Source organism: Aestuariivirga sp., assembly GCF_041738905.1.
Lineage (GTDB): Bacteria > Pseudomonadota > Alphaproteobacteria > Rhizobiales > Aestuariivirgaceae > Aestuariivirga.
Genome location: NZ_JBGSOZ010000011.1, coordinates 1 through 21,938 on the forward strand (window position 1 = coordinate 1; position 21,938 = coordinate 21,938).

General features: G+C 62.2%; 17 protein-coding genes. 12 read left to right on the forward strand and 5 right to left on the reverse strand.

Annotated features, from left to right (window positions below; genetic code table 11):
* The 5 genes from ACEW8Q_RS00875 to ACEW8Q_RS00895 all read left to right on the forward strand — a co-directional run.
* Window positions 1-317, forward strand: a 317-nt coding sequence (locus tag ACEW8Q_RS00875; protein WP_373502162.1) for a M10 family metallopeptidase C-terminal domain-containing protein, incomplete at its 5' end; no start/stop codon positions are given.
* Between the two features lie 158 nt (window positions 318-475).
* Entirely contained in the window at window positions 476-2,029 is a 1,554-nt protein-coding gene (locus ACEW8Q_RS00880) for a ribulokinase (RefSeq protein WP_373502163.1), read from the forward strand.
* Between the two features lie 6 nt (window positions 2,030-2,035).
* Complete coding sequence (locus ACEW8Q_RS00885) at window positions 2,036-3,187, forward strand: NAD(P)/FAD-dependent oxidoreductase (protein ID WP_373502164.1); 1,152 nt, start codon at window positions 2,036-2,038, stop codon at window positions 3,185-3,187.
* A gap of 101 nt (window positions 3,188-3,288) precedes the next feature.
* A complete protein-coding gene (locus ACEW8Q_RS00890; RefSeq protein WP_373502165.1) occupies window positions 3,289-6,417 on the forward strand; it encodes a hypothetical protein in 3,129 nt (1,042 codons plus the stop codon).
* A 77-nt stretch (window positions 6,418-6,494) separates the two neighbouring features.
* Window positions 6,495-7,553, forward strand: coding sequence for a hypothetical protein (locus ACEW8Q_RS00895; RefSeq protein WP_373502166.1), 1,059 nt, complete (start codon window positions 6,495-6,497; stop codon window positions 7,551-7,553).
* A gap of 18 nt (window positions 7,554-7,571) precedes the next feature.
* On the opposite strand, the gene ACEW8Q_RS00900 is transcribed toward ACEW8Q_RS00895, so the two are convergent.
* Window positions 7,572-9,194 (reverse strand): ABC-F family ATP-binding cassette domain-containing protein, encoded by a 1,623-nt coding sequence (locus ACEW8Q_RS00900; RefSeq protein WP_373502167.1) that lies wholly within the window; start codon window positions 9,192-9,194, stop codon window positions 7,572-7,574.
* 89 nt (window positions 9,195-9,283) lie between these two features.
* The gene (locus ACEW8Q_RS00905; RefSeq protein ID WP_373502168.1) at window positions 9,284-10,897 is read right to left on the reverse strand and encodes a sensor histidine kinase; all 1,614 of its coding nucleotides are present in this window, start codon (window positions 10,895-10,897) and stop codon (window positions 9,284-9,286) included.
* 223 nt (window positions 10,898-11,120) lie between these two features.
* Between ACEW8Q_RS00905 and ACEW8Q_RS00910 the strand changes: the two genes are divergently transcribed.
* Window positions 11,121-11,426, forward strand: coding sequence for a hypothetical protein (locus tag ACEW8Q_RS00910; protein WP_373502169.1), 306 nt, complete (start codon window positions 11,121-11,123; stop codon window positions 11,424-11,426).
* Window positions 11,427-11,435: 9 nt separating this feature from the next.
* On the opposite strand, the gene ACEW8Q_RS00915 is transcribed toward ACEW8Q_RS00910, so the two are convergent.
* Complete coding sequence (locus tag ACEW8Q_RS00915; protein WP_373502170.1) at window positions 11,436-12,191, reverse strand: creatininase family protein; 756 nt, start codon at window positions 12,189-12,191, stop codon at window positions 11,436-11,438.
* A gap of 113 nt (window positions 12,192-12,304) precedes the next feature.
* Here ACEW8Q_RS00915 and ACEW8Q_RS00920 point away from each other — a divergent pair, with 113 nt between their 5' ends.
* The 4 genes from ACEW8Q_RS00920 to ACEW8Q_RS00935 all read left to right on the forward strand — a co-directional run bounded on the left by ACEW8Q_RS00920 (window position 12,305) and on the right by ACEW8Q_RS00935 (window position 17,303).
* Window positions 12,305-13,366: an ABC transporter ATP-binding protein gene (locus ACEW8Q_RS00920; protein WP_373502171.1), complete on the forward strand. Its 1,062-nt coding sequence runs from the start codon at window positions 12,305-12,307 to the stop codon at window positions 13,364-13,366.
* A gap of 237 nt (window positions 13,367-13,603) precedes the next feature.
* Window positions 13,604-15,250: an ABC transporter substrate-binding protein gene (locus ACEW8Q_RS00925; protein ID WP_373502172.1), complete on the forward strand. Its 1,647-nt coding sequence runs from the start codon at window positions 13,604-13,606 to the stop codon at window positions 15,248-15,250.
* Between the two features lie 69 nt (window positions 15,251-15,319).
* Window positions 15,320-16,432 carry a carbohydrate ABC transporter permease gene (locus ACEW8Q_RS00930; protein ID WP_373502173.1) on the forward strand — a complete coding sequence of 371 codons (1,113 nt, stop codon included), beginning with the start codon at window positions 15,320-15,322 and terminating at the stop codon, window positions 16,430-16,432.
* 1 nt (window position 16,433) lies between these two features.
* Window positions 16,434-17,303 carry a carbohydrate ABC transporter permease gene (locus ACEW8Q_RS00935; RefSeq protein WP_373502174.1) on the forward strand — a complete coding sequence of 290 codons (870 nt, stop codon included), beginning with the start codon at window positions 16,434-16,436 and terminating at the stop codon, window positions 17,301-17,303.
* Window positions 17,304-17,309: 6 nt separating this feature from the next.
* Here ACEW8Q_RS00935 and ACEW8Q_RS00940 read toward each other — a convergent pair whose 3' ends face one another.
* Together ACEW8Q_RS00940 and ACEW8Q_RS00945 are read right to left on the reverse strand one after the other, a co-directional pair.
* On the reverse strand, window positions 17,310-18,791 hold the full coding sequence (locus tag ACEW8Q_RS00940) for an FGGY-family carbohydrate kinase (RefSeq protein ID WP_373502175.1): 1,482 nt from the start codon (window positions 18,789-18,791) through the stop codon (window positions 17,310-17,312).
* Window positions 18,788-19,900 carry a M42 family metallopeptidase gene (locus ACEW8Q_RS00945; RefSeq protein WP_373502176.1) on the reverse strand — a complete coding sequence of 371 codons (1,113 nt, stop codon included), beginning with the start codon at window positions 19,898-19,900 and terminating at the stop codon, window positions 18,788-18,790. Before ACEW8Q_RS00945 ends, ACEW8Q_RS00940 begins: the two co-directional genes overlap by 4 nt.
* Window positions 19,901-19,984: 84 nt before the next feature.
* On the opposite strand from ACEW8Q_RS00945, the gene ACEW8Q_RS00950 reads away from it, so the two are divergent.
* Together ACEW8Q_RS00950 and ACEW8Q_RS00955 are read left to right on the forward strand one after the other, a co-directional pair.
* Window positions 19,985-20,983: a TIM barrel protein gene (locus ACEW8Q_RS00950; RefSeq protein ID WP_373502177.1), complete on the forward strand. Its 999-nt coding sequence runs from the start codon at window positions 19,985-19,987 to the stop codon at window positions 20,981-20,983.
* Entirely contained in the window at window positions 20,980-21,894 is a 915-nt protein-coding gene (locus tag ACEW8Q_RS00955) for a ribokinase (RefSeq protein ID WP_373502178.1), read from the forward strand. Before ACEW8Q_RS00950 ends, ACEW8Q_RS00955 begins: the two co-directional genes overlap by 4 nt.
* Window positions 21,895-21,938: the final 44 nt, after the last annotated feature.

Consider the following 21,938-nt stretch of genomic DNA (forward strand, 5'->3'; position numbering starts at 1 on the left):
GCGACACGCTGCGCGGCGGCGGCGGCGCCGACAGCTTCGTGTTCGAAACCGCCACCGACAGCATGACGGGCCAGCGCGACGTCATCGAGGATTTCGAGCAGGGCATCGACCTGATCGACGTCTCCGCCATCGCCAGCTTCGCCTTCATCGGAGATGCGGCGTTCGAGGCCAGCGGAGCCTCCCAGCTCCGCTTCGTCCAGAGGAATGTCAGCTCCCTCACCGTCGTCGAGGGCGATGTGGATGGCGACGGCCTCACCGACTTCCAGGTGGCACTCACCGGGCTCCTCACGATCCAGGCGTCGGACTTCGTCCTGTAAACAGGGCGCGGGTGCACGTCAGGCCTCATCCACATGCTTTGACGAATCGGCAGCGGACGGTAGCTTGCCGGTTTGCATGATGCCGTGTTCGCCAGCCGGCCCGGATGGTGGATGCTGCGGGAGATCTTGATCGAGATGAACTTCACCGGCAATCCGGCATGACGGCGCGTTACATCATCGGCCTCGACTACGGAACGGACTCGGCGCGCGGCGTGCTGATCGATGCCGCAACGGGCGATCAGGTGGCGGATTGCGTGCATCCCTACCGTCATGGCGTGATGACGCAGAGCCTGCCGGACGGCACGGCTCTGGGACGCTCCTGGGCCTTGCAGAATGCCGCTGACTACGTGGAAGCGGCTGAGGATATTCTCGGCAAGCTCGGGCGTGGCCGCGTGATCCAGTCGATCGGCCTCGGCTTCACCGCAAGTTCGCCGATGCCCGTTACAGCCGAAGGCGTGCCGCTCTCGCAGCTTCATACAGCTGAGCCCCACGCCTATGTGAAACTGTGGAAGCACGGTGCGGCGCAATCCCATGCCGATGCCATCAATGCCAAGGGCGGTGCGTTTCTCGACAATTTCGGCGGCAAGCTCTCGGGCGAATGGCTGCTGGCCAAGGCCGCGCAGATCGCCGCGGAAGCGCCAGCGATCTGGGATGAGACCGGGCGCTTCATCGAATCGGGCGACTGGATGGTCTGGCAGCTGACGGGGAGCGAACTTCGCAGCCTCGGCTTTGCAGCCTACAAGGCGCAGTATTCGGCTGACACAGGTTATCCCGTTCATCTGGTGCCAGGACTCTCGTCACGGCTTGCCGACCCCTTGCCCATCGGCTCGCCTGCGGGGGGATTGTGCGAGGCGTGGCGCGACAGGACCGGCATCGCGGGCGATGCAATCGTGGCAGTCGCCGTGATCGATTCGCATGTGGTGCTGCCGGCCATCGGAGCTGTGTCAGATGGATGCCTCACAGGAGCGCTTGGAACGTCCGCTGTGTACCTCCTGCTCTCGGAACAGTTTCAGCCTCTGCCGAAGGGTATCGAGGGCGTGGCGAAGGACGGAACGATCCGGGGCCTGTGGTGCTATGAGGCAGGGCAGGCCAGCTTCGGCGATGTCCTGTCGTGGTTCGTGAAGACGTTTCCCGCCGGCGCGACGGCAGACGAGAGTTTCGCATTCTACAATGGCGAGGCCGCGAAGCTTCCGCCGGGCGCCAACCGCCTGGTGGCGCTGGACTGGTGGAACGGCAACCGGGTTCCGCTGGCCGACTCGCGCCTGAGCGGCCTGTTGATGGGTCTCACCATGAGCACCACCTCCGTCGATATCTATCGCGCGCTGATCGAGTCCATCAGCTATGGCGCGCGTTCGATCGTCGAGTTGTTCGAGGCGGGGGGCTTTGCCATCACCCGCCTGGTTCTCACCAGCGGGCTGGCCGGCAGGAATCCGCTGCTCGTCCAGATCATGGCGGATGTGCTGGGGCGAAGCGTGGAGATTCCCGTCATCGCAAATGCGACATCGGTCGGGGCCGCCATCCATGGTGCGGTCGCGGCGGGCATCGTCGCGGACTATGCGGAGGGAACCAGGCGCTACGGCGCGAAGGAGTCCACCACATGCGCACCGCGAGCCGAACACAAGTCTGCCTATGATGCGCTCTACCGGAATTACAGGCGGCTCTGCGATGATGCTTCGGTCCGCTATACGATGCACCGCCTGAACGCGGGTTGATGGAACTTGGACCGGATCGAAACGCTCGTTGTCGGAGCCGGCGTCGTGGGGCTCGCCGTGGCACGCGAATTGGCCATCGCCGGGCGTGAGGTTTTGGTGGTCGACAAGGCCGCGGACATCGGCTCCGAGACGTCGTCGCGAAACTCGGAGGTCATCCATGCCGGCATCTACTATCCCGCCGGAACGCTGAAGGCGCGCCTGTGTGTCGAGGGGCGCCAGCTTCTCTATGACTTCTGCGCGGCGCGGGGTGTGGAGGCGCCGGCCATCGGCAAGCTGATCGTGGCGACCACGCCAGCAGAGATTACAAAGCTGCAACAGTTGGCCGAGGCCGCTCGGCTGAATGGCGTGACCGACCTGCAATGGCTGACGCGGGAGGAGGCCATTGCACTCGAGCCAGAGGTATCGTGCGTGGCGGCCTTGCTCTCGCCCTCGAACGGCATCGTCGACAGCCACGGGTACATGCTGGCGCTGCAGGGCGACGCGGAAGCCCATGGCGCGGGCATCGTTCTGCGCACGTCTTTCCAATCGGCCCGCCGCGATGGGGCGGGTCACATCGCAGTCCTTGCAGATGATCGGAGCGAGACCTCCGAACTTCACTGCCGGACCATCGTGAATTGCGCAGGCCATGGAGCCCATGGCATTGCCGCTTCGATAGAGGGTGTCGATGCCACGGCTCTCCCGCCGCGCCATCTCGCCAAGGGAAGCTATTGCGCGGTGTCGGGCCGTTCACCGTTCACGCGGCTGATCTACCCGATACCGGTGCCGGGCGCGCTTGGCACGCATGTCACCATGGACCTCGACGGCCGCGCCCGGCTGGGTCCGAATATCGAATGGGTTCAGTCCCTTGACTATTCGGTTGCGGACAGCATTGTTTCGGAATTCCGCGAAGCTTGCCGCAGGTTCTGGCCCGGCATCGGCAGCCGGGATATCACGCCATCCTATGCGGGCATCAGGCCAAAGGTTCACGGACCCGACTCGTCCTTCGCCGATTTCATCATCGAAGGGGCGGCACAGAATGCCTTGGCCGGCATCGTCAACCTCTTCGGAATCGAATCGCCCGGCCTCACATCGTCGCTGGCCATCGCGCGCCATGTGGCCCGGATGATGGGCGTGTTTGATTCTCATCAAGGCCCGCAGCCGCAGAATTTGCAATACTGATTCTGAGATTGCCGCAATCCTGAACAGGCCTTGACCAGACCGTCCACGGGCGTAGTGTGGAGGCCTCGAGGGGCAAGGCAGGAAACTGGGAGCATGGATTCATGTCGCACCTTCGATTGTCCGCACTTCGGATTGCCCTTGCGGCCGCAGCCCTTTCGCTGATCGCGGGTGTCCTGCCGGGCAGTATTTCCATACCTATTGGGGCCGGATCGGCACATGCCGACGAGGAGCCCCCGCCACCACCGCCGCTCCCCGACGATGAGACGTATGTTCCCGACGACCAGGCTCCGCCGGGCGATGCCGCTACGGGCGCTGGCGAGCCGCCGCCCGGAGGAGATCTCGTGCCCATGCGGCCGGGCGAGGCCGTCGTCACACGATTTTCGCACTGGTTCGACCAACCCGACGCTGAGGGTCAACCGGTGCCGGTCATCGACATCAACGGCATCAGCGCCAGTATCATCGACATCCGCCGTCCGGGCCAGCCGCCCGCAGGACAGCACTGGGTCGACGACCCCCAGCGGCTCTTTGTAACCGCAGGCGAGGTGGGCCAGGTCTTCGGCGTTGCCCTGGCGGACAGGCCGGGTGAGACCGAGCCTGACATCTTCCTTTCGGCCACGGCCGCATTCGGCCTGCACCTGACCGGCAAGGCGCCCGGCAACACGGAATGGATGGGTGGCATGTGGGGCCCCGATGCGGGCCCCGGCAGCATCTATGTGATCAGCCCCGACACCGGCTATCTTGCCGAGAAATTCACCGACGTGACGCTGGATGGCCGGCCGAACAGCGGCGCAGCACTTGGCAATATCGCGCATGACCGCTGGCATCGCCGCCTCTTCGTCTCCGACATGGAGACGGGCATGATCCACAGCCTCGACGACAAGACCGGCCGCGACATGGGCCGCTTCGACCACGGCACCGCGGGCCGCGCCAGTTTCCTCGATGCGTGGACAGGTCAGCGAACCTCGCTGCCTCCGGTCAGTTTCGATCCCTCGACGTCCGCTCAGGTCGGGACGTGTGCAGGTGATTTCGCCACCACGCCGGAATGCTGGAACATTGCCGATTTCCGCCGCCGCGTGTGGGGCCTGAACGTCCGGCAGGATGCTTCGGGTGAGGTGAGGCTGTTCTACTCGGTCTGGGGCAGCGACGCCTTCGGCAATCCCGAGTGGGCCGATGCTGGAGACGACCGGCGGAATTCGGTGTGGTCGGTTGCGATCACCCAGGACGGGCTGTTCGACGAATCTTCCGTGCGGCGCGAGTTCTTCATGGCCCCCTATTGGCCGGTGAAGGCCGCGATGGGCGACAAGGCGGGCAACAGCAATCCGGTGTCGGACATCAGCTTTGCCCAGTGCGGCCCGCAGGACGTGATGCTGGTCTCCGAGCGCGGCGGCATGCGCAATCTGGGACTCGGCAATACCGAGCCTTTCACCACGCCCTATGAGTCGCGCGTGCTGCGCTATGAACGTGGACAGGACGGCATCTGGCGGCCGAAGGGCCGCTATGACGTCGGCTTCCACGACCGCAGCATCAGGGATGGGGAACCGGTCGAGTTTTCAAGCGCCTCCGGTGGCGCCGCCTTCGGTTACGGCTTCGGCGATGCCTCCGCCAACATGTCCGCGCCGTCACAATCGGTGTGGATGACGGGTGACGGCCTGTGCTCCGCCGATGGCCCCTGCACGAATCTCGCGACGGGCGAGCACAGCGACGTCATAGAAGTGCATGGGCTTCAGGGAACGCCCGCCGATGCCTTTGTTCCGCTTGGGCCAAGCCAGAGCACGGCGGCTCTCGACAACTCCTACATGATCGACACCGACGTCGGCCTCAATGCGCGGGCCCCTTCGGCTGCAGAGTTCTCCCGCAACGACGCCACCAAGATCGGCGACGTGGCGATCTTCGAGCTGTGCGCAAGCGCGCCGCCGCTCACCGAAATCGACGTTCCCGAAGAGGAACTGCTGCCACCCGAGGAGCCGCCGGGCGACTGGCCGGTTCACACGCTGAACATGAGCCATAACAAGTGGGCTTCAAACAGTCACCGGGTCGACCGTTCATGGCATTACCGCGAGGGCTCATGGCACGATGTCGACCGGTCGTGGCACTGGCGCAACCAGTCCTATCACTCGCGCAACGAGTCATGGCACTGGCGCGGCGGATCGTATCACTCCAAGGCGAGGAGTTGGCATCTGAGGGGGCGGTCGCTGCATGACCGGAACTATTCCTGGCACTCCCGCGACCGGTCATGGCACCTGAGAAGCCGCAGCTATCACAACAAGGCGCGGAGCTGGGACGGCAATCACCACCGCGACAGGTCATACCATGTGAAGAGCCGCACATGGGGCAACGGTCACGTGAAGTCGAAGTCCTACCACGTCAAGGATCGGTCGTGGACGGGCAACCATGACAGGTCGCGGTCCTACCATGTGAAGGACCGCAGCTGGACGGGCAACCACGTCAAGGGCCGCAGCTATCACCAGAAGGCCAGGAGCTGGGATGGCAACAACCCCAATCATGTGAAGGGCCGGAGTTACCACAACAAGGGCAAGACCTGGGGCGATAACAACCGTCCGGATCATGTGAAGGGCCGGAGCTATCACAACAAGGGCAAGACCTGGGGTGATGACAACCGTCCGGATCATGTGAAGGGCCGGAGCTATCACAACAAGGGCAAGACCTGGGGTGATGACGGCAGGCCGGATCATGTGAAGGGCCGGAGCACTCACAACAAGGGCAAGACCTGGGGTGATGACAACCGTCCGGATCATGTGAAGGGCCGGAGCACTCACAACAAGGGCAAGACCTGGGGTGATGACGGGCGTCCTCAGCATAGCAAGCAGAAGAGTGATGCCGACAAGCGGCCGCAGCACAGCAAGCGGAAGAGCGACGCCGACAGGCAGCCGCAGCACAGCAAGCGGAAGAGCGATGCCGACAAGCAGCCGCAGCATGGCAAGAAGAAGAGCGACGCCGACAGGCAGCCGCAGCACAGCAAGCGGAAGAGCGACGCCGACAGGCAGCCGCAGCACAGCAAGCGGAAGAGCGACGCCGACAGGCAGCCGCAGCACAGCAAGCGGAAGAGCGATGCCGACAAGCAGCCGCAGCACAGCAAGCGGAAGAGCGATGCCGACAAGCAGCCGCAACATGGCAAGAAGAAGAGCGCGGCTGCGCAACAGGGCGATGTTCCGGTCAAGAAGAAGCGGGTACACAATCCGCAGACGAGTGAAATGGTGGTCGTAAGATAGTTGCGCCGTGAGCATCAAACCGTGCGGCGCAGGATCGCCGCACGGTTACAATTTTTCTTTCAAGGAGTTCACGCGTCATGGCGTTCCGCATTCTGGCAGCAGCCTTCCTGTCGTCGCTCACGCTCATCCCGTCCCTGACGGGCGACGCAGCGGCAGGCACGACCACCGTCCATACCAATCAGCAGTACATTGACGAAGTGCGGCGGGAACCTGACTTCAAGGTCGACGACCAGACAGCCGTCTTCCGGACCATACTCGGCAGTCTTCCGGCCACGGTGAAGGTCTATCCGACCGAGAACTACTTCTATTTTTCTTTCCACCACGGCGCCATCAAGTATGCGGGAAACATCCGCTTCGATGCGGAAGACCGTGACGAAGGCCTGGTCCATTTCAATTACTTCAAGGAATTCACATACTGGCAGCGTGACGAGGCGGACTACAACGCCGTGCTTGGCGCCAAGGATGGCGTGACCGTCAAGAAGGCGGGCCCTCTCAGCTATGACGTGTCCTTCGAGGGCAAGACCGTCCGCTTCGAGCTGAACGATCTGTCAGGCGTGGTTCCGCCTCCGGGCGCCGTCGGCGCAGGCGAGACCTACCTTGGCCCTGTCTTCGATGAATCGGGCGTGCGTTTCTTTCTGGTGTTTCATGAAGACCTGAAGATCTTCATGTTCATCCTGGATGAATCGGCGCCTCCCGCCGACCAGTTCAACGTCCTGATCGCATCTGACCGGCTGTCGATCGGCATCCGCTCCGGCTTTGCCTTCTATGCCGACCGCTTCCAGAACCGGAAGATCCTTGTGGGGGTGAATCAGTTCAACACCTCGATCAACAATTACTTCGACGGGCCTTTTGACCAGCTCCCCGACAACTTCCTGAAAGGTGACGAGCTGCGGCGCGCCATCCTTGCGGTGAGCCCCGAGCTCGAAGGCCAGATCGACCGCTTTGGCAACTCGCCTGACAACCAGACGCGCTATCTGATTGCGCCGTATCTGCAGTATGAGGACGAAAGCGAACTGGCCGTGATCGCGCAATGCGCCGCTACAGAGCAGCTTCCAACATACTACAACTGCTTTTCCTTTGTCGGCAGCAGCGATGGCGGGGAGGAACCTCCGCCTCCTGATGACCAGCAGGAATAGGGGCCAGCGCAGTCCTCTTCAGCTGTGAAGGCCCGGGGCCTCGTGACCAGTGCCGGCCACATATTCCGTGTAGCCGCCGCCATAGACATGCGTGCCATCAGGCGTCAGTTCCAGCACGCGGTTCGACAGCGCTGCGAGAAAGTGCCGGTCGTGCGAGACGAAGAGCATGGTGCCTTCATATTGCGCCAGCGCCTTGATGAGCATTTCCTTGGTGAGCAGGTCGAGATGGTTGGTGGGCTCGTCGAGCACCAGGAAATTCGGCGGGTCGTAGAGCATCTTCGCCATCACCAGGCGCGCCTTCTCGCCACCCGACAGCACGCGGCAGCGCTTCTCCACGTCATCACCCGAAAAACCGAAACAGCCGGCAAGTGCGCGCAATGAACCCTGACCAGCCTGGGGAAAGGATGATTCGAGAGACTGGAAGACGGTGTCTTCGCCGTCGAGCAGTTCCATGGCGTGCTGCGCGAAGTAGCCCATCTTCACGCTGCCGCCGAGGTTGACAGTGCCTTCGTCGGGCTGCGTGGAGCCCGTCACCAGTTTCAGCAAGGTCGATTTGCCAGCACCGTTGACGCCCAGCACGCACCAGCGCTCCTTGCGGCGGACGCTGAAGTCGAGACCCTCGTAGATGCTGCGGCTACCATAGCGCTTGTGGACGTTCTTGAGGCTCGCCACATCCTCGCCGGAGCGCGGAGCCGATGGGAAGTCGAAGGCCACCGTCTGCCGCCGCTTCGGCGGCTCCACGCGGTCGATCTTCTCGAGTTTCTTCACCCGGCTCTGCACCTGAGCGGCGTGAGAGGCGCGGGCCTTGAAGCGCTCGATGAACTTGATCTCCTTGGCGAGCATCGACTGCTGGCGCTCGAACTGCGCCTGCTGCTGCTTCTCGTTCAGGGCGCGCTGCTGCTCGTAGAATTCATAGTCGCCCGAATAGCTCGTCAATTCGCCGCCATCGATCTCCACGATCTTGGAGACGATGCGGTTCATGAACTCGCGATCATGCGAGGTCATCAGCAGCACGCCGTCATAATTCTTCAGGAAGTCTTCCAGCCAGATGAGGCTTTCGAGATCGAGGTGGTTGCTCGGCTCATCGAGCAGCATCGCATCCGGGCGCATCAGGAGAATGCGGGCCAGCGCCACGCGCATCTTCCAGCCGCCCGAGAGGGCTCCCACGTCGCCATCCATCATCTCCTGGCTGAAGCTCAGGCCCGCGAGAACCTCGCGGGCGCGGCTTTCCAGCGCGTAGCCATCGAGTTCCTCGAATTGCGCCTGCACCTCGCCGTAGCGCTCGATGATCCGGTCCATGTCATCAGCCTTGTCCGGATCGGCCATCGCGGCTTCGAGATCCTTCATTTCGGCAGCGACCCTGCTCACGGGGCCAGCACCATCCATCACCTCGGAGACGGCACTCTGCCCCGACATCTCGCCCACGTCCTGGCTGAAATATCCGATGGTCACGCCACGGTCGACCGACACCTGGCCTTCGTCAGGGTCTTCCTGGCCGGTGATCATCCGGAAGAGCGTGGTCTTGCCGGCTCCGTTCGGCCCCACGAGGCCGACCTTCTCCCCCTTGTGAAGCGCCGCAGAAGCCTCAATGAAGAGGATCTGATGACCGTTCTGCTTGCTGATGCTTTCGATGCGAATCATGTGGACATGGAACCTGGAAATGTTTCCTGTGCCCTTATGATACCTGCCGCGCGAACGGAAGAGCGGCTATGGCGTTGCCTGCGGTTTCGCTAGGCTTGATCTGCTTTTTCAGCCTCCCGCCGCGCTGGAAACCTGAGCGTGAAGGATGTTCCGCCGTCAATCCTGAAGCCGCTGGTTCCGTCGAGTTGCACCGTCAGCGCACGGATAAGCTTCAGTCCGAAGCCCTTGCCCGAGCCGTTGGGAGCAGGACCAGCCTCGCCGTTGTCGTTGACGTCCAGCACAAGGTCCTCCCCGTCGCGGGCGAGCGACACTTTCACCTCGAGCCGTTCACTTGGGGGACGGGCGTGCTTAAAGGCATTGGTCACCACCTCGCTGAGGATTAGTGCAAAGGGAACGGCGCGTTCGAGGTCGATGGGGGCTGGTACCGCATCAACCACGCATGTTGCTCCCCGCACCGCCGTCGCTTCCAGCGCGGTGCAAAGGCGCGGAATGTATTCGGCCAGATCGAGGTCGGTGGCTTCGGCGCGGGAATAGAGAAGTTCGTGGACCAGCGCCATCGCCTGAATGCGGTGTTCGATGTTTCTTGGGCCCTCGCCATGGCTTTCCTGAAGCCGGACGAGGCTTGAAATGATCTGGAGGTTGTTCTTCACGCGATGGTGGACCTCCCGGAAGAAGGCGGTCTTTTCCTCCAGTGCCTGGTTCAGGTGTTTCGTGCGTTCCGCGACAAGCAATTCAAGGTTCGCCGCATTGTCGAGCACGGTCCGGTGCTGGCGCCATGCGAACAATCCGAGGGCGAGCAATACTAGGACGCTCGAAACAAAGAAGGCAACATAGGTCACGAGGTTGCTGTACCAGCGCCGTTCGACCGCTGCCTGGCTCATACCGCGGCCCACATAGACCGGAAATCCGTCGACTCGTGCGAAGGCATAGTTCCGCCAGATGCCGTTCGCATCTAGCGATTTCGCGAATCGTCCCGATTTCATGCCGCGAACAAGGTCCGGAAGGTGCGGGCCGATAGCGCTGCTTCCGTCTGCCGCATCGGGCATTGCCGGACTGCGGACGAGGATGGCTCCGTCGTCGCGGAGCAGGCTGCTGGAGCCGTCCGGGTCGCCCGCGGCATCGAGCGTCTCGAAGACCTTGCGGAAATATTCCGTCGAGATGGCCGTGCCGACAAGGCCATTGAAGGATCCATCGGGTGCGGTGATCCGGAACGACACGTTGAAGACCTCGGCCGGTGTGCCCAGCTTGGCCGCGAAGGGCCGTGCCACCACGATGGGCTGGTCGGTCGTCTTCAGGAGCTGGTAGTATTCGCGGTCCGCGACGCTGACGTCCGGCACGGGGAACATGGCGCTGCTGGCGCGCGCCTTGCCGTTGGCGTCGTTCAGCCAGATCGAATGTACTTGTGGAAACTGGCTCGCGGTTTCCTTCATGAAGTCGTGAACGGTGCGTGACGTCTGGATCTCGTCCCAGCTCATGCCCCGGATGCGGATCATGATGCTGCGGGCAATGACTTCATGGGTGAGGAATACCGACAGGGCGTGCTGATGGAGCAGGTCGCGCCCGCTGTTCACTTCCCGCTCTACCTGCGCTGTCACGTTCTGGTAGTCGCGCCAGGCGGCAGCGGCCAGCAGGACCAGCGGGAGGACAATGACGGCCGCGATCATCAGGCCCGCGGAGTTGCGCGCGCGTGCCCCACGTGACATGCTTGGCCGGCGTGAGCTGCTATCCGGCAATTGCAGTGCCTCCCACGCCCCGGACCGGGGGATGGTTAGACTGAAGCAAGCCTGCCCGTTCCGGGCAATGAGGCGTGCTGTTGAGAGACATGTGCATTCGGGCCCCAATGCATGACGATGGAAAAGGTTCCGATGGCCTCTGCAGGCGCCAACGGCTAACGTGTGGGCCGATTGCGGGAAGGCCCATCACGACATGCACATCGCGCGCATCTATCTTCCACTGAGCGACAATGACGGCAAGCGCTTTGCGGAGTGGAATTTCGCGGCCGTCGAGGAAGAACTGTCGCGGCGTTTCGGCGGTGTGACCTCACATATGGAATCCCCCGCCACCGGCCTCTGGCGCCAAGCGGACAAGATGCACCAAGACGACATCGTCATCTTCGAAGTCATCCTTGAGCATCCGGACCGCGACTGGTGGCGCGCCTACCGGAAGCATCTGGAGCGCGAATTCCGACAACTGCGAATCCTCATCATGCTGCAGCAGATCGAACTGATCTGACGGCGCTGCTCAGGGCCTTTCAGGCAGCCCCAACACGTTGCGCATGTGGGCGAGGATCAGGTCACGCGCGCGGTTGCCGGTTTCCGAGGAGGCATAGGCGGCCGACTTCACATACCATTGCTGCCTGTCGTGCAAATGCGTCATGTCCACCGCCTCTGGGCACAGCGCCATCATCAGCGAAGTTTCTCCCTCGCCGGCATGGTCGAAGGGATATTGCCCGATGGTGTCCTTCGTCATCAACGGATGAAACCTGATCCAGTTGAACGGATCGCTACCACCGGCCTGCTGGGCGTAATAGTCTGCCATCTTGTCATTGCCCCACCAGCCTTCGCCGCGATCCTTTTCAAGGAAAGCGAAAATCGCCTGACGTGCCGCGAACTTGAAGGCAAGGTCGGTGGGCATGCCGACCGTGAAGTTTTCGGTCTGGTGATGAATGAACCCGTGGATGTTGCGGAAGCCCACACGCAGCAGTCCGTTGAAGAGTTCCTTGGCGAAAGGATGGAGTGCCCCTGAATCGACGTGGACTGAACCGTTGCCTTCCGGTGGCTCGACCGCGAAGCTTGCGGCGCCATAATAGAACGTCGGCAGGATCACGATCTCTGCTTCCTTTTCCAGAAGGTCGAGCATCTTGACCACGGCCAGCGTGTCCATGCCGACGGCCATGTGCTCGCCATGATATTCGAGCACGCCCATCGGCAGGATGACGGGGAGGTTCTTCTCGATCGCCGCCCGTATCTGGTGCGGCAGCATCATTTCATAGCGCATGACTTGTCCTTGTGTTTGCGTCCGATCCCTCTCGACGGGTTGGGATTGTTAGCATAGTCTCCGCCGCCACAATAAAGCCGCGTCGAGCGGTTGCGGCACTCGGGGGAAAAGACTTGGCTTCAGTCGATATCGTGAACGTGCGCAAGGCCTATGGCGACCAGGAGGTGATCCATGGCGTCTCCATGAGCATGTCGGACGGGGAGTTCGTGGCGCTGGTGGGGCCGTCCGGTTGCGGCAAATCCACTTTGCTTCGGATGATCGCAGGACTTGAAGACATCACGGGCGGCGACATCAAGATCGGCTCGAAGGTGGTGAACGGCCTTCAACCGAAGGACCGCGACATTGCCATGGTGTTCCAGAACTACGCACTCTACCCGCACAAGACGGTGGCGGAAAACATGGGCTTCGCGCTGAAGCTCAGGAAAACGCCGAAGACCGAGATCGATGCGCGCGTGAAGCGGGCCGCCGAAATCCTCGACCTCATGCCTTACCTCGCCCGGTATCCGCGCCAGCTCTCTGGCGGACAGAGACAGCGTGTTGCCATGGGCCGCGCCATCGTGCGGGCGCCACAGGTGTTTCTCTTCGACGAACCGCTCTCCAACCTGGACGCGAAGCTCCGCGTGCAGATGCGGGCCGAGATCAAGGAACTTCACCAACGGCTCAAGACCACCACTGTCTACGTCACTCATGACCAGGTGGAGGCCATGACCATGGCCGACCGTATCGTGGTGCTGCATGACGGGATCGTCGAGCAGATCGGCACGCCGCTCGATCTTTATGACCGGCCTGCCAATCTGTTCGTCGCAGGCTTCATCGGTTCGCCATCCATGAACATGTTCAAGGGCACCATTCGTGCCGGCTCCACGCCGTGGTTCGAGACGAAGGACGGGACGAAACTGCCGCTGGCCTCGGTCCCTACGGGTTCCGATGGGCTGGACGCCATCTATGGCATCCGGCCGGAACATCTGGTGCTCGGCGGCGATCTCAAGGCAACGGTGACGGTCATAGAACCAACCGGTTCCGAAACCCAGGTGATCGCGAAGATCGCGGGCGAGAAGATCATCGGCGTGTTTCGCGAGCGCGTGACGACAAAGCCGGGCGAGTTGATTGCCATGTCGCCCGAACTGTCGCTGGTTCATCTCTTCGACGCGAAAACAGGCAACCGCATTTCGTGATTTTGCTGGAGTGCTGAAGTGTCAGGCGGTTTGTGCATTGCACATATTGCAGCGCACGACAAGTTGGGCTTGCCGTTGCGATTCAAGGCCTTGGCTTCGTTGACTTTGGCGCAGCATCTTGCATAGTCGGCTCCGCGTTCAATTCGACATCTGGTTACAACAAACGCAACCGTCACAACGGCTGCGCAGAAGATTGCACCGTATGACAACGGACGCTCAACGGGAGGACCCAGGACTATGAAGATCGAACTCTACAACATGATGATGAGCCGCCGCGCGATGCTGAAGGGCGCGGCCGGTGCTGCAGCCCTTGGCGCTGTAGGCCCGTCTGCCTTCAACGTGCAGACAGCCTTTGCGCAGGACGACCTGCGCGCGGCCATCCTCAAGATTCCCGGCGTGGGTGCCGGTCAGCCGACCGATGCCGACTGGCAGAAGGTTGGCGAGATGTGCCTCGAGCCGACCAAGGCAAATGTCAAGGAAGGCGAGTTCAAGGGCGTCGAGCTCTCGTTCATGGGCCTCAACAACCAGAACGTCCACAACGTGCTATTCCGTGGGTTGTCGAAGGCCTGGGCGGATTACACCGGCGCCACCATCAACTGGATCGACCTTGCGCAGGCCGACTACAACGCGCGTCTCCAGCAGTCGATCGCCACGGGTACCGTCGACTTCGACGTGATCGAGATGGGCGCTCCCTTCGAGGGCGATGTCTGCGGCAAGGGCCTCGCATCGGTCATGCCGGACTGGGTTGCCAAGCAGATCGACATGGATGATTACGTCGGTTACCTCAAGGCGCCGGTCGGCACATGGGATGGCAAGACCTATCGCATCTCTTGCGACGGCGATTGCCATAACTTCAACTACCGTTCCGACGTGTTCGCGGATGCGGGCCTCGCAGAGGAATGGAAGACGGCCGGCAATGCCACGGACTGGGCGGTTCCCACCACCTGGCAGCAGGTCAATGCCGCGACCAAGTTCCTGAAGGGCAAGAAGCTCGACGGCCAGGATCTCTATGGCTATCTCGACCCAACCAAGGGCTGGGGCGGCTTCGCCTTCTACTTCCTCGGCAGCCGCGCGACGGCCTATGCCAAGCACCCCGACGACAAGGCCTTCCTGTTCGACGCCGACACGATGAAGCCGCGCGTCAACAATCCGGCCTGGGTGCGCGCCATCCAAGACGTGCTCGACTGCCTGCCTTCGGAACCTGCCGACCAGCTCAATGCCGATCCCGGCACGACGGGCTTCCAGCAGTTCCTCGCCGGCACCGGCACCATGCTCTCGTGGTGGGGTGACATCGGCTCGAACGTCAACACCAATGACTCGTCCGTCATCCAGGGCAAAACGGCGTTTTCGATCCTTCCCGGATCGGACGACGTCTACAACGCCAAGACCGGCGCTTGGGACAAGCTGGAGTCCGGCCCGAACTTCGCGCCGAACATGGCCTATATCGGCTGGGGCATCTACGTGATGGCCCGCGTCGATGCGGACCCTGTAAAGCAGAAGGCAGCATGGTCGCTCGCCGCGCACCTTGGCGGCAAGGACATCTCGCTGTGGATGGCAGCCTACCCGTCAGGCTTCCAGCCCTATCGCCAGAGCCATTTCAGCATTCCGGAATGGGTGGGCGCGGGTTACGACGAGGCCTTCATCACGTCGTATCTCAAGTCGCAGGCCGATTCCTACAATCACCCGAACGCCGCCATCGAGCCGCGCATTCCCGGCATCTTCCAGTACTACTCGGTCGCCGAGGACGAACTGGCCAAGATCTATGCCGGTCAGGCGACGGCGCAGGCCGGAGCGGATGCGATTGCCGCCGCATGGGAGAAGATCACCGACCAGCTTGGACGCGATAACCAGATCAAGCTCTACAAGTCGTCTCTCGGCATGTAATGACAGACGGGCCGGCGGAGCGATCCGCCGGCCCGATTCTTTTTCAGCGAAAGTTCAAACACGGCCAACATGACTGCGATTCCATCTGCCGCGCCTGGCCATGATGCCGTGCCGTCCGTCGTCTCGCCACAGCGGCAGAGAGCGGGCAGCCTGCTCATCCGTGTTTCAACGATCCTGCTCGGCCTTCTCATCCTCTGGCAGGCGTTGTTTGCCACAGGTGTCGTTTCCTTTGGCTTTGCCAACTGGCAGCCGATCCTCCTGGCCTATATCCTGTGGTCGATCGCCCTGTGCTGGGGCCTGATCCTGCGCGACGGTGAATATGGCTGGCGTGCGCTCTTCGTATTGCCCGCCATTCTGTTCACGGTAGCGCTGGTCATATTCCCCACGTTCTTCGGCTTCTTCATCGCCTTTAGCGATTGGAACCTGCAATCCGCGGGTGGGCGGCAGTTCAATGGACTGGCCAACTTTTACCAGCTCCTCGCCGACTCGTATTTCTGGAACGCGCTCGGCAACATGGTGTTCTATGTGGCGACGGTGCTGGTGCAATATGCCATTGCATTCGGACTGGCGCTTCTGCTCAACGCCGATATCAAGGCGCAGAAATTCTTCCGCGTCGCCTTCCTCCTGCCTTTCATGCTGTCTCCCGTTGCGGTGAGCTGGATGATCGGCAAGTCGATGCTCGAATACCGCTTCGGGCCGGTCACCAATCTCCTGCGCCAGCTCGGCTGGGAGAACCCGTCGCTGCTGACCTCGCCATGGCTTGCGAAGATCACCATCGCATTAATGGATGCGTGGGTGTGGATTCCCTTCATGATGATCATGATCCTCGCAGGACTGCAGGCCCTGTCGAAGGAGGTTCAGGAGGCAGCAAAAGTCGATGGCGCCACCGGCTGGCAGGGCTTCTGGCAGATCACCTTCCCGCTGATGCTTCCCGTTTCCATGACGACCATCATCCTGCGCATCATCTTCCAATTGAAGCTCGCTGACATCGTCATCAACACGACCGCGGGTGGCCCCGGCGGCGCGACCGATACCATCTCGAGCTTCATCTTCCGCGAATACAAGGACCGCTCCAACGTGGGCTATGGCACCATGGTGGCGGAGGTCTACCTGATCCTCATCATCATCTTCGTGGCGCTGCTGCTCGTGTTCACCAGCAAGCACATGCAGAGGGCGACCTGACATGCCCCACGCCCTGAAGCGCATCCTGATCTATACCGCGCTGATCGTCTGGACGATCATTGCGCTGTTCCCGATCTTCTGGACCTTCTCGACCACATTCAAGGTGGCAAAGGACGTGCAGCTCGGCCACATCATCCCGTGGGTTGATTTCAAGCCCGCCTGGCTTGGCCTTCGCGCCATCGGCTTGTCGCCCGACACGATCTTCACCGAATCAACGCCACGCACCGAATTCGTCAAGCGCTTCTGGAATTCGATCCAGGCCTCGATCGGCGCCTCGCTCCTTGCGCTCATCATCGGCTCCACCGCCGCCTATGGTCTGAGCCGCTTCCAGTACCGCTGGAAGATATGGAAGAACCGCGACATCTCGTTCTTCTTCCTGTCGCAGTTGATCCTGCCGCCCGTCGTGCTCGCCATGCCCTTCCTCGTTCTCTACAAGGAACTGGCGCTGCTCGACTCGATGATCGGCCTCATCCTCATCTACACGCTGTCGGTCCTGCCCATCGTCATCTGGATCATGAAGGACCAGTTCGATACCATCCCGCAGGAACTCGAACAGGCCGCCCTCGTCGATGGCTGCTCGGCCTGGGGCGCGTTCTTCCGCATCATCCTGCCCATCGCGCTTCCGGGCATGGTGGCGGCCTTCATCCTCTCCGTCATCCTGTGCTGGAACGAGTATTTCTTCGCAGCACTTCTGACCTCCACCAACGCCAAGACGCTGCCTGTCATGGTCGCCAGCCAAACCGGCAGCCAGGGAATCTCGTGGTGGTCCATGGCAGCACTTGCCTCGGCGGCCATCCTTCCGCTCATCATCATCGGCGTGTTCCTCGAGCGCTACATCGTCAAGGGGCTGACAACAGGATCGGTGAAGTAGGGTCTTTCAGCGGTAGGGCTTCGAGGCTTCGTAGAGTCCGCGAAAGCGCCCATAAAGCTGATCATAAGCCGCGCGGTTTGCTGCGTTTGGAATGACTTTCGCCGTGACCGGGTTCCACGTCGCCATGTCGCCGGGTTTCACATCGCCAACCGCGAGCGCTGCGAGGAAGGCATCGCCGAAAGATGCGCCCCAGTTCTTCTCGCGCAGCATCTGCACCGCATTGCAGGAGTCGGACGTCGCCTCCCGCCAGACCTTGCTCTTGGTGCCGCCGCCCACCGCATAGATTTCGCGCGGCGGCTGGCCAGCCAAGGCATAGGTTTCGAGTACGTGCCGCGTGGCCTGCGCCACGCCTTCCAACGCGGCACGGAAGAGGTCGCCCCGCGTATGTGTGAGGTCGAGGCCGAAGATCATGCCTTTCGCCTGCGGGTCGAAGAGGGGGCTCAGCGCGCCCGAGAAATACGGCAGCACCACCACGCCATTGGCGCCGGGCGGCGAGGCCTCCGCCTCCTCATTGAGAATGCGGATGGCGTCTGCGGGGTCAAGGTCCTTTGCTGCCACGCGCCGGAACCAGTGGGTGAGCGTGCCTGTGGTCGAAATGCCCGCCATGGCCGCGTGCTGGCCCTTGAACAGCCAGGGCCCGTACCACAGGCGTGAATCGCTGATCCTTTCAGCCGTGATCTCGATGATGAAGATGGTCGAGCCATACATCACCATCATCTGGCCGGGATCGGTGACCCCCACGCTCACCGCTTCCGCCGCCGCGTCGATGGTGCCGGCGATGACGGGCGTTCCGGCCGCAAGCCCCGTTGCCTCGGCGGCCTTTGGTGTCACATGGCCGACGATATCGGTCGTCCAGCGCAATTCGGGCATCAGCCCGATGTCGATCGCGCCGGGCGCCAGTTCGTCGCTCCAGTCCAGCGTGTCCGCCATGTAGAAGGGTGTCGAATTTCCCGCCGAATAGTGATCGATGGTGAAAGCGCCCGTGAGGCGGTGGACGATGAAGGAGGTGGAGTTCAATACCTTGTGCGTCCTGGCGTAGATCTCCGGGCGGTTGCGCTTGAGCCAGAGGATCTTGGGTCCGGCAGCCTGCGTCGTCAAAGCGTTGCGGCAGCGCGCGAGGATCACGTCGTCGCCGATCATGGCGTTCAAATCGGCAATTTCGCGGGTGGCGCGCGTGTCGACACCGTAGAGCACGCCGTTCATCAAGGGCGTGCCGTCGCGGTCCACCGGCAGCATGCAAGGGCCGATGGCACTGCAGCCAATTCCTGCGATCGACTTCGGGTCGATGCGAGACTCATCCAGCATCTTCCGGGTCACGAAGGCGAAATCGCCCCACCAGTCTTCCTCGGCGCGATGTTCCGCCCAGCCGGGTTGCGGCACGATCATCTGGTGCGGGCGCGCCGCATGCGCTACGACACGGCCTTCGCCGTCGGTGATCACACCCTTGGTTTCGTAAGTGCCGACATCGACGCCCAGATAATGTTTCATTCGATGTAGTCGTCGCGGTCGAGCGAGAAGCTGGCATCGATGCCGTGAACTGCTGCGATGAGCAGCAGGGTCAGGCTTTCGAGGTCAGCCAAATCGCAGACTTCCAGGGCCGAATGCGTGTAGCGGGCGGGGAAACCCATGTCGATGCAGGCGACACCCTGGCCGACGAGCTGCACATATGAGGTTTCGGTCAAGGCGCCGATATGGGCGCTGCGCTGCAGGTTGATGCTGGCCGCTTTCGAGGCATCCTCCATCATCTTCACCATGGCCGGGTGCGGCAGGCAGCCGTTCAACGTTCCGCGGCCGTGGAAGGAGTACATGCCCATGACCGGGCCAGCCCCCAGCCGCACGTCGCCGCGATGGCCCATGTCGGGCGTATCGGTGGCGAGCGCCAGGTCGAGCTGGATGCAGATGTCGGGCTCTATCACCTGTGCGGCCGTGATGGCGCCGCGCAGATTGAATTCCTCTTGCACCGAAAACACGAGATGAACCGCGGGGCCTGTCTTGCGCTTGGAAAGTTCCCGCGCCAGTTCGAGCTGGATGGCGCAGGCGGCACGGTCGTCGATCGATGTACCCGCCAGCCGCGTGCCGGCAAGCTCAACCACGTTCGGGGCATAGACGATCGGCGTTCCCACATTGATGCCAGCGGCAAGCGTTTCCGCGGCACTCTCAAATCCGCAGTCGATATAGAGATCGGGATAGGGCGTGACCTTGTATTTCTCTTCGGGCGTTGTCGCATGGTGGCTCTTGTTGGCAATGACGCCCGGAATAGTGCGGCCGTGGCCCACGCAGAGCAGCACCTCCTGCGCGGGCAGCGCCTTCTCCGGCACGCCGCCCAACCGCTCGACGCGGATCAGGCCATTGGCCTCGATCTTCCGCACGATGAGGCCCAACTGGTCCATGTGGGCAATGAACATCACCGAGGGCAACTCATCGTCGCCCGCGATCGTGGCGATCAGGTTTCCGAGCCTGTCGGTGCGCGTGGCGAGGCCCAACGCATGAAGCTCGGCCTTGATGTAGCGCCGGACGTTGCCCTCATACCCCGAAAGGCCGGGGATCATCATGAGCGCCTTGGTCCAGGCCTTGATCCGGTCTTGCATGTGGGCCATCGGGTTTCCATTCTTTCAAAGTGCAATCTCAGAGCCAAATTGGTAACGGAACGGCCTGACCCCTGCAAGCCGAGAGGACATGCCGTGACCGCGCTCCAGACCCGCTTCGCCTATGCCACCCGGTTGAACGGCTTCAAGTCCGATGCCGCGAAAGTCTGGCCCGGGCGGAATCGAATCACGTCGCTCGACCTCATCGAACGCGCCGCCACGGTGCCAGGCCTCTCCGCCGTCGATTTCAACTTCCCGGACCATCTGGAAGGAACGACCGCGAAGGATATTCGCGCCAAGCTCGATGGACTGGGCATCAGCCTCAATGGCTTTGCCATGCGTTACTATTCCGATCCCGGCTACAAGAAGGGCGCGCTGGCGCATCCTGATGCCGGCACCAGGAGCAAGGCGCTGGACCTGACGCTCCGTGGTATCGACGCGCTTTCGGAAGCCGGCGGCGACCTGATGACGCTGTGGCTGGGGCAGGACGGTTTCGACTATTCCTTCCAGGCCGACTATCTCCGCATGTGGGACGATGTCGCCGAGGCGCTTCGCGTGATTGCGGCCCATAATCCGAAAATCGATATTTCGATCGAGTACAAGCCCAATGAGCCGCGCGCCTTCAGCCTGCTCCCCGATGTGGCGACGACGCTGCTGATGGTGGGGGACGTCGACGCCAAGAACATGGGCGTGACGCTCGACTTCGCGCATGTTCTGTATGCGGACGAAATGCCGGCTTATGCGGCGGCCCTGATTTCCCGCCGCTCGCGCCTGCTGGGCGTTCATCTCAATGACGGTTACGGCAAGCGCGACGACGGGTTGGTGGCGGGCAGCGTCCATGTGATCCAGACGCTTGAACTTCTCTATACGTTGGAGAAACTCGGCTATCGCAACGCCATCTACTTCGACACGTTCCCCGATGCGGTGGGACTAGATCCCGTTCTGGAATGCCAGGCCAATATTTCCGCCGTCGAAGGCATGGCCCGCGTGCTCGACCGGTTGCGCGGCAACGCGGCGCTCGATAGCGCCATCGCCGCGCAGGATGCGGTGACAAGCCAGCGCATTCTCCAGACGGCGCTCTATGGTGCGGCATGATCGACGTCGCGGTCGTCGGCTCGCTCCATCTCGACATCATGGTGGCGGCACCGCGGTTGCCCGCGCTCGATGAGACGTTGATCGGCCAGTCCTGGGGCACCAAGTGCGGCGGCAAGGGCGGCAACCAGGCCGTGGCCGCGGCGCGTTTCGGCGCGAAGGTGGCTTTCGGCGGACAGACGGGCGCTGACGATTTCGGTGAGCGGCTGCGAACCAACCTCGTGGAAGCCGGCGTCGATATATCCTGCGTCGGGACGGACCGCCTGACTGGCAGCGGCATGAGCGTCGCCATCACCGAGGCGCATGGTGAATATGGTGCCGTAGTCGTTTCAGGCGCCAATCTCACCTTCGATCCCGCAGCCATCGGCACGGCATGGGCGCCCCTGTGGAACTGCAAGGTTCTGCTGTTGCAGAACGAAATTCCGGAACCCGTCAGCCTCGCCGCAGCGCGCATGGCCAAGGAGCGCGGCGCCAAAGTCGTGCTCAACGCCGCGCCCGCGCGGCCCATCGGGTCGAGCCTTCTTGATCTGGTGGACGTTCTCATCGTCAATCGCGTCGAGGCAAAGATGATGTCGGGATACGACGATGCCAACGCCGCGCTGGATGCCTTGCGGTGGTCCTCGCGCGACGTGATCCTCACGCGGGGTGGGGAAGGTCTCACTCTGCTCGCGCGCGATGGCAAGCGAACGGACATTGCCGCGCTGGACGTACAGATGTTGTCGAGCCATGGAGCCGGAGACTGTTTCTGCGGCTCTTTCGCGGCACGGCTTGCCGCGGGCGACAAGCTTGTTCCGGCCTGCGGCTACGCGCGCACGGCAGCGGGATTGTTCGTGGCTCTGCCAAATGAAGATCAGTGCGCACTTGATCACGCCGCCGTCCTGCAGCGCGAAGCGGCGCAGGGCGGATTGCGGTAAAGTCGGCCTTCTCAACTCACCACAACCGGGGATGGCTTTGGAAG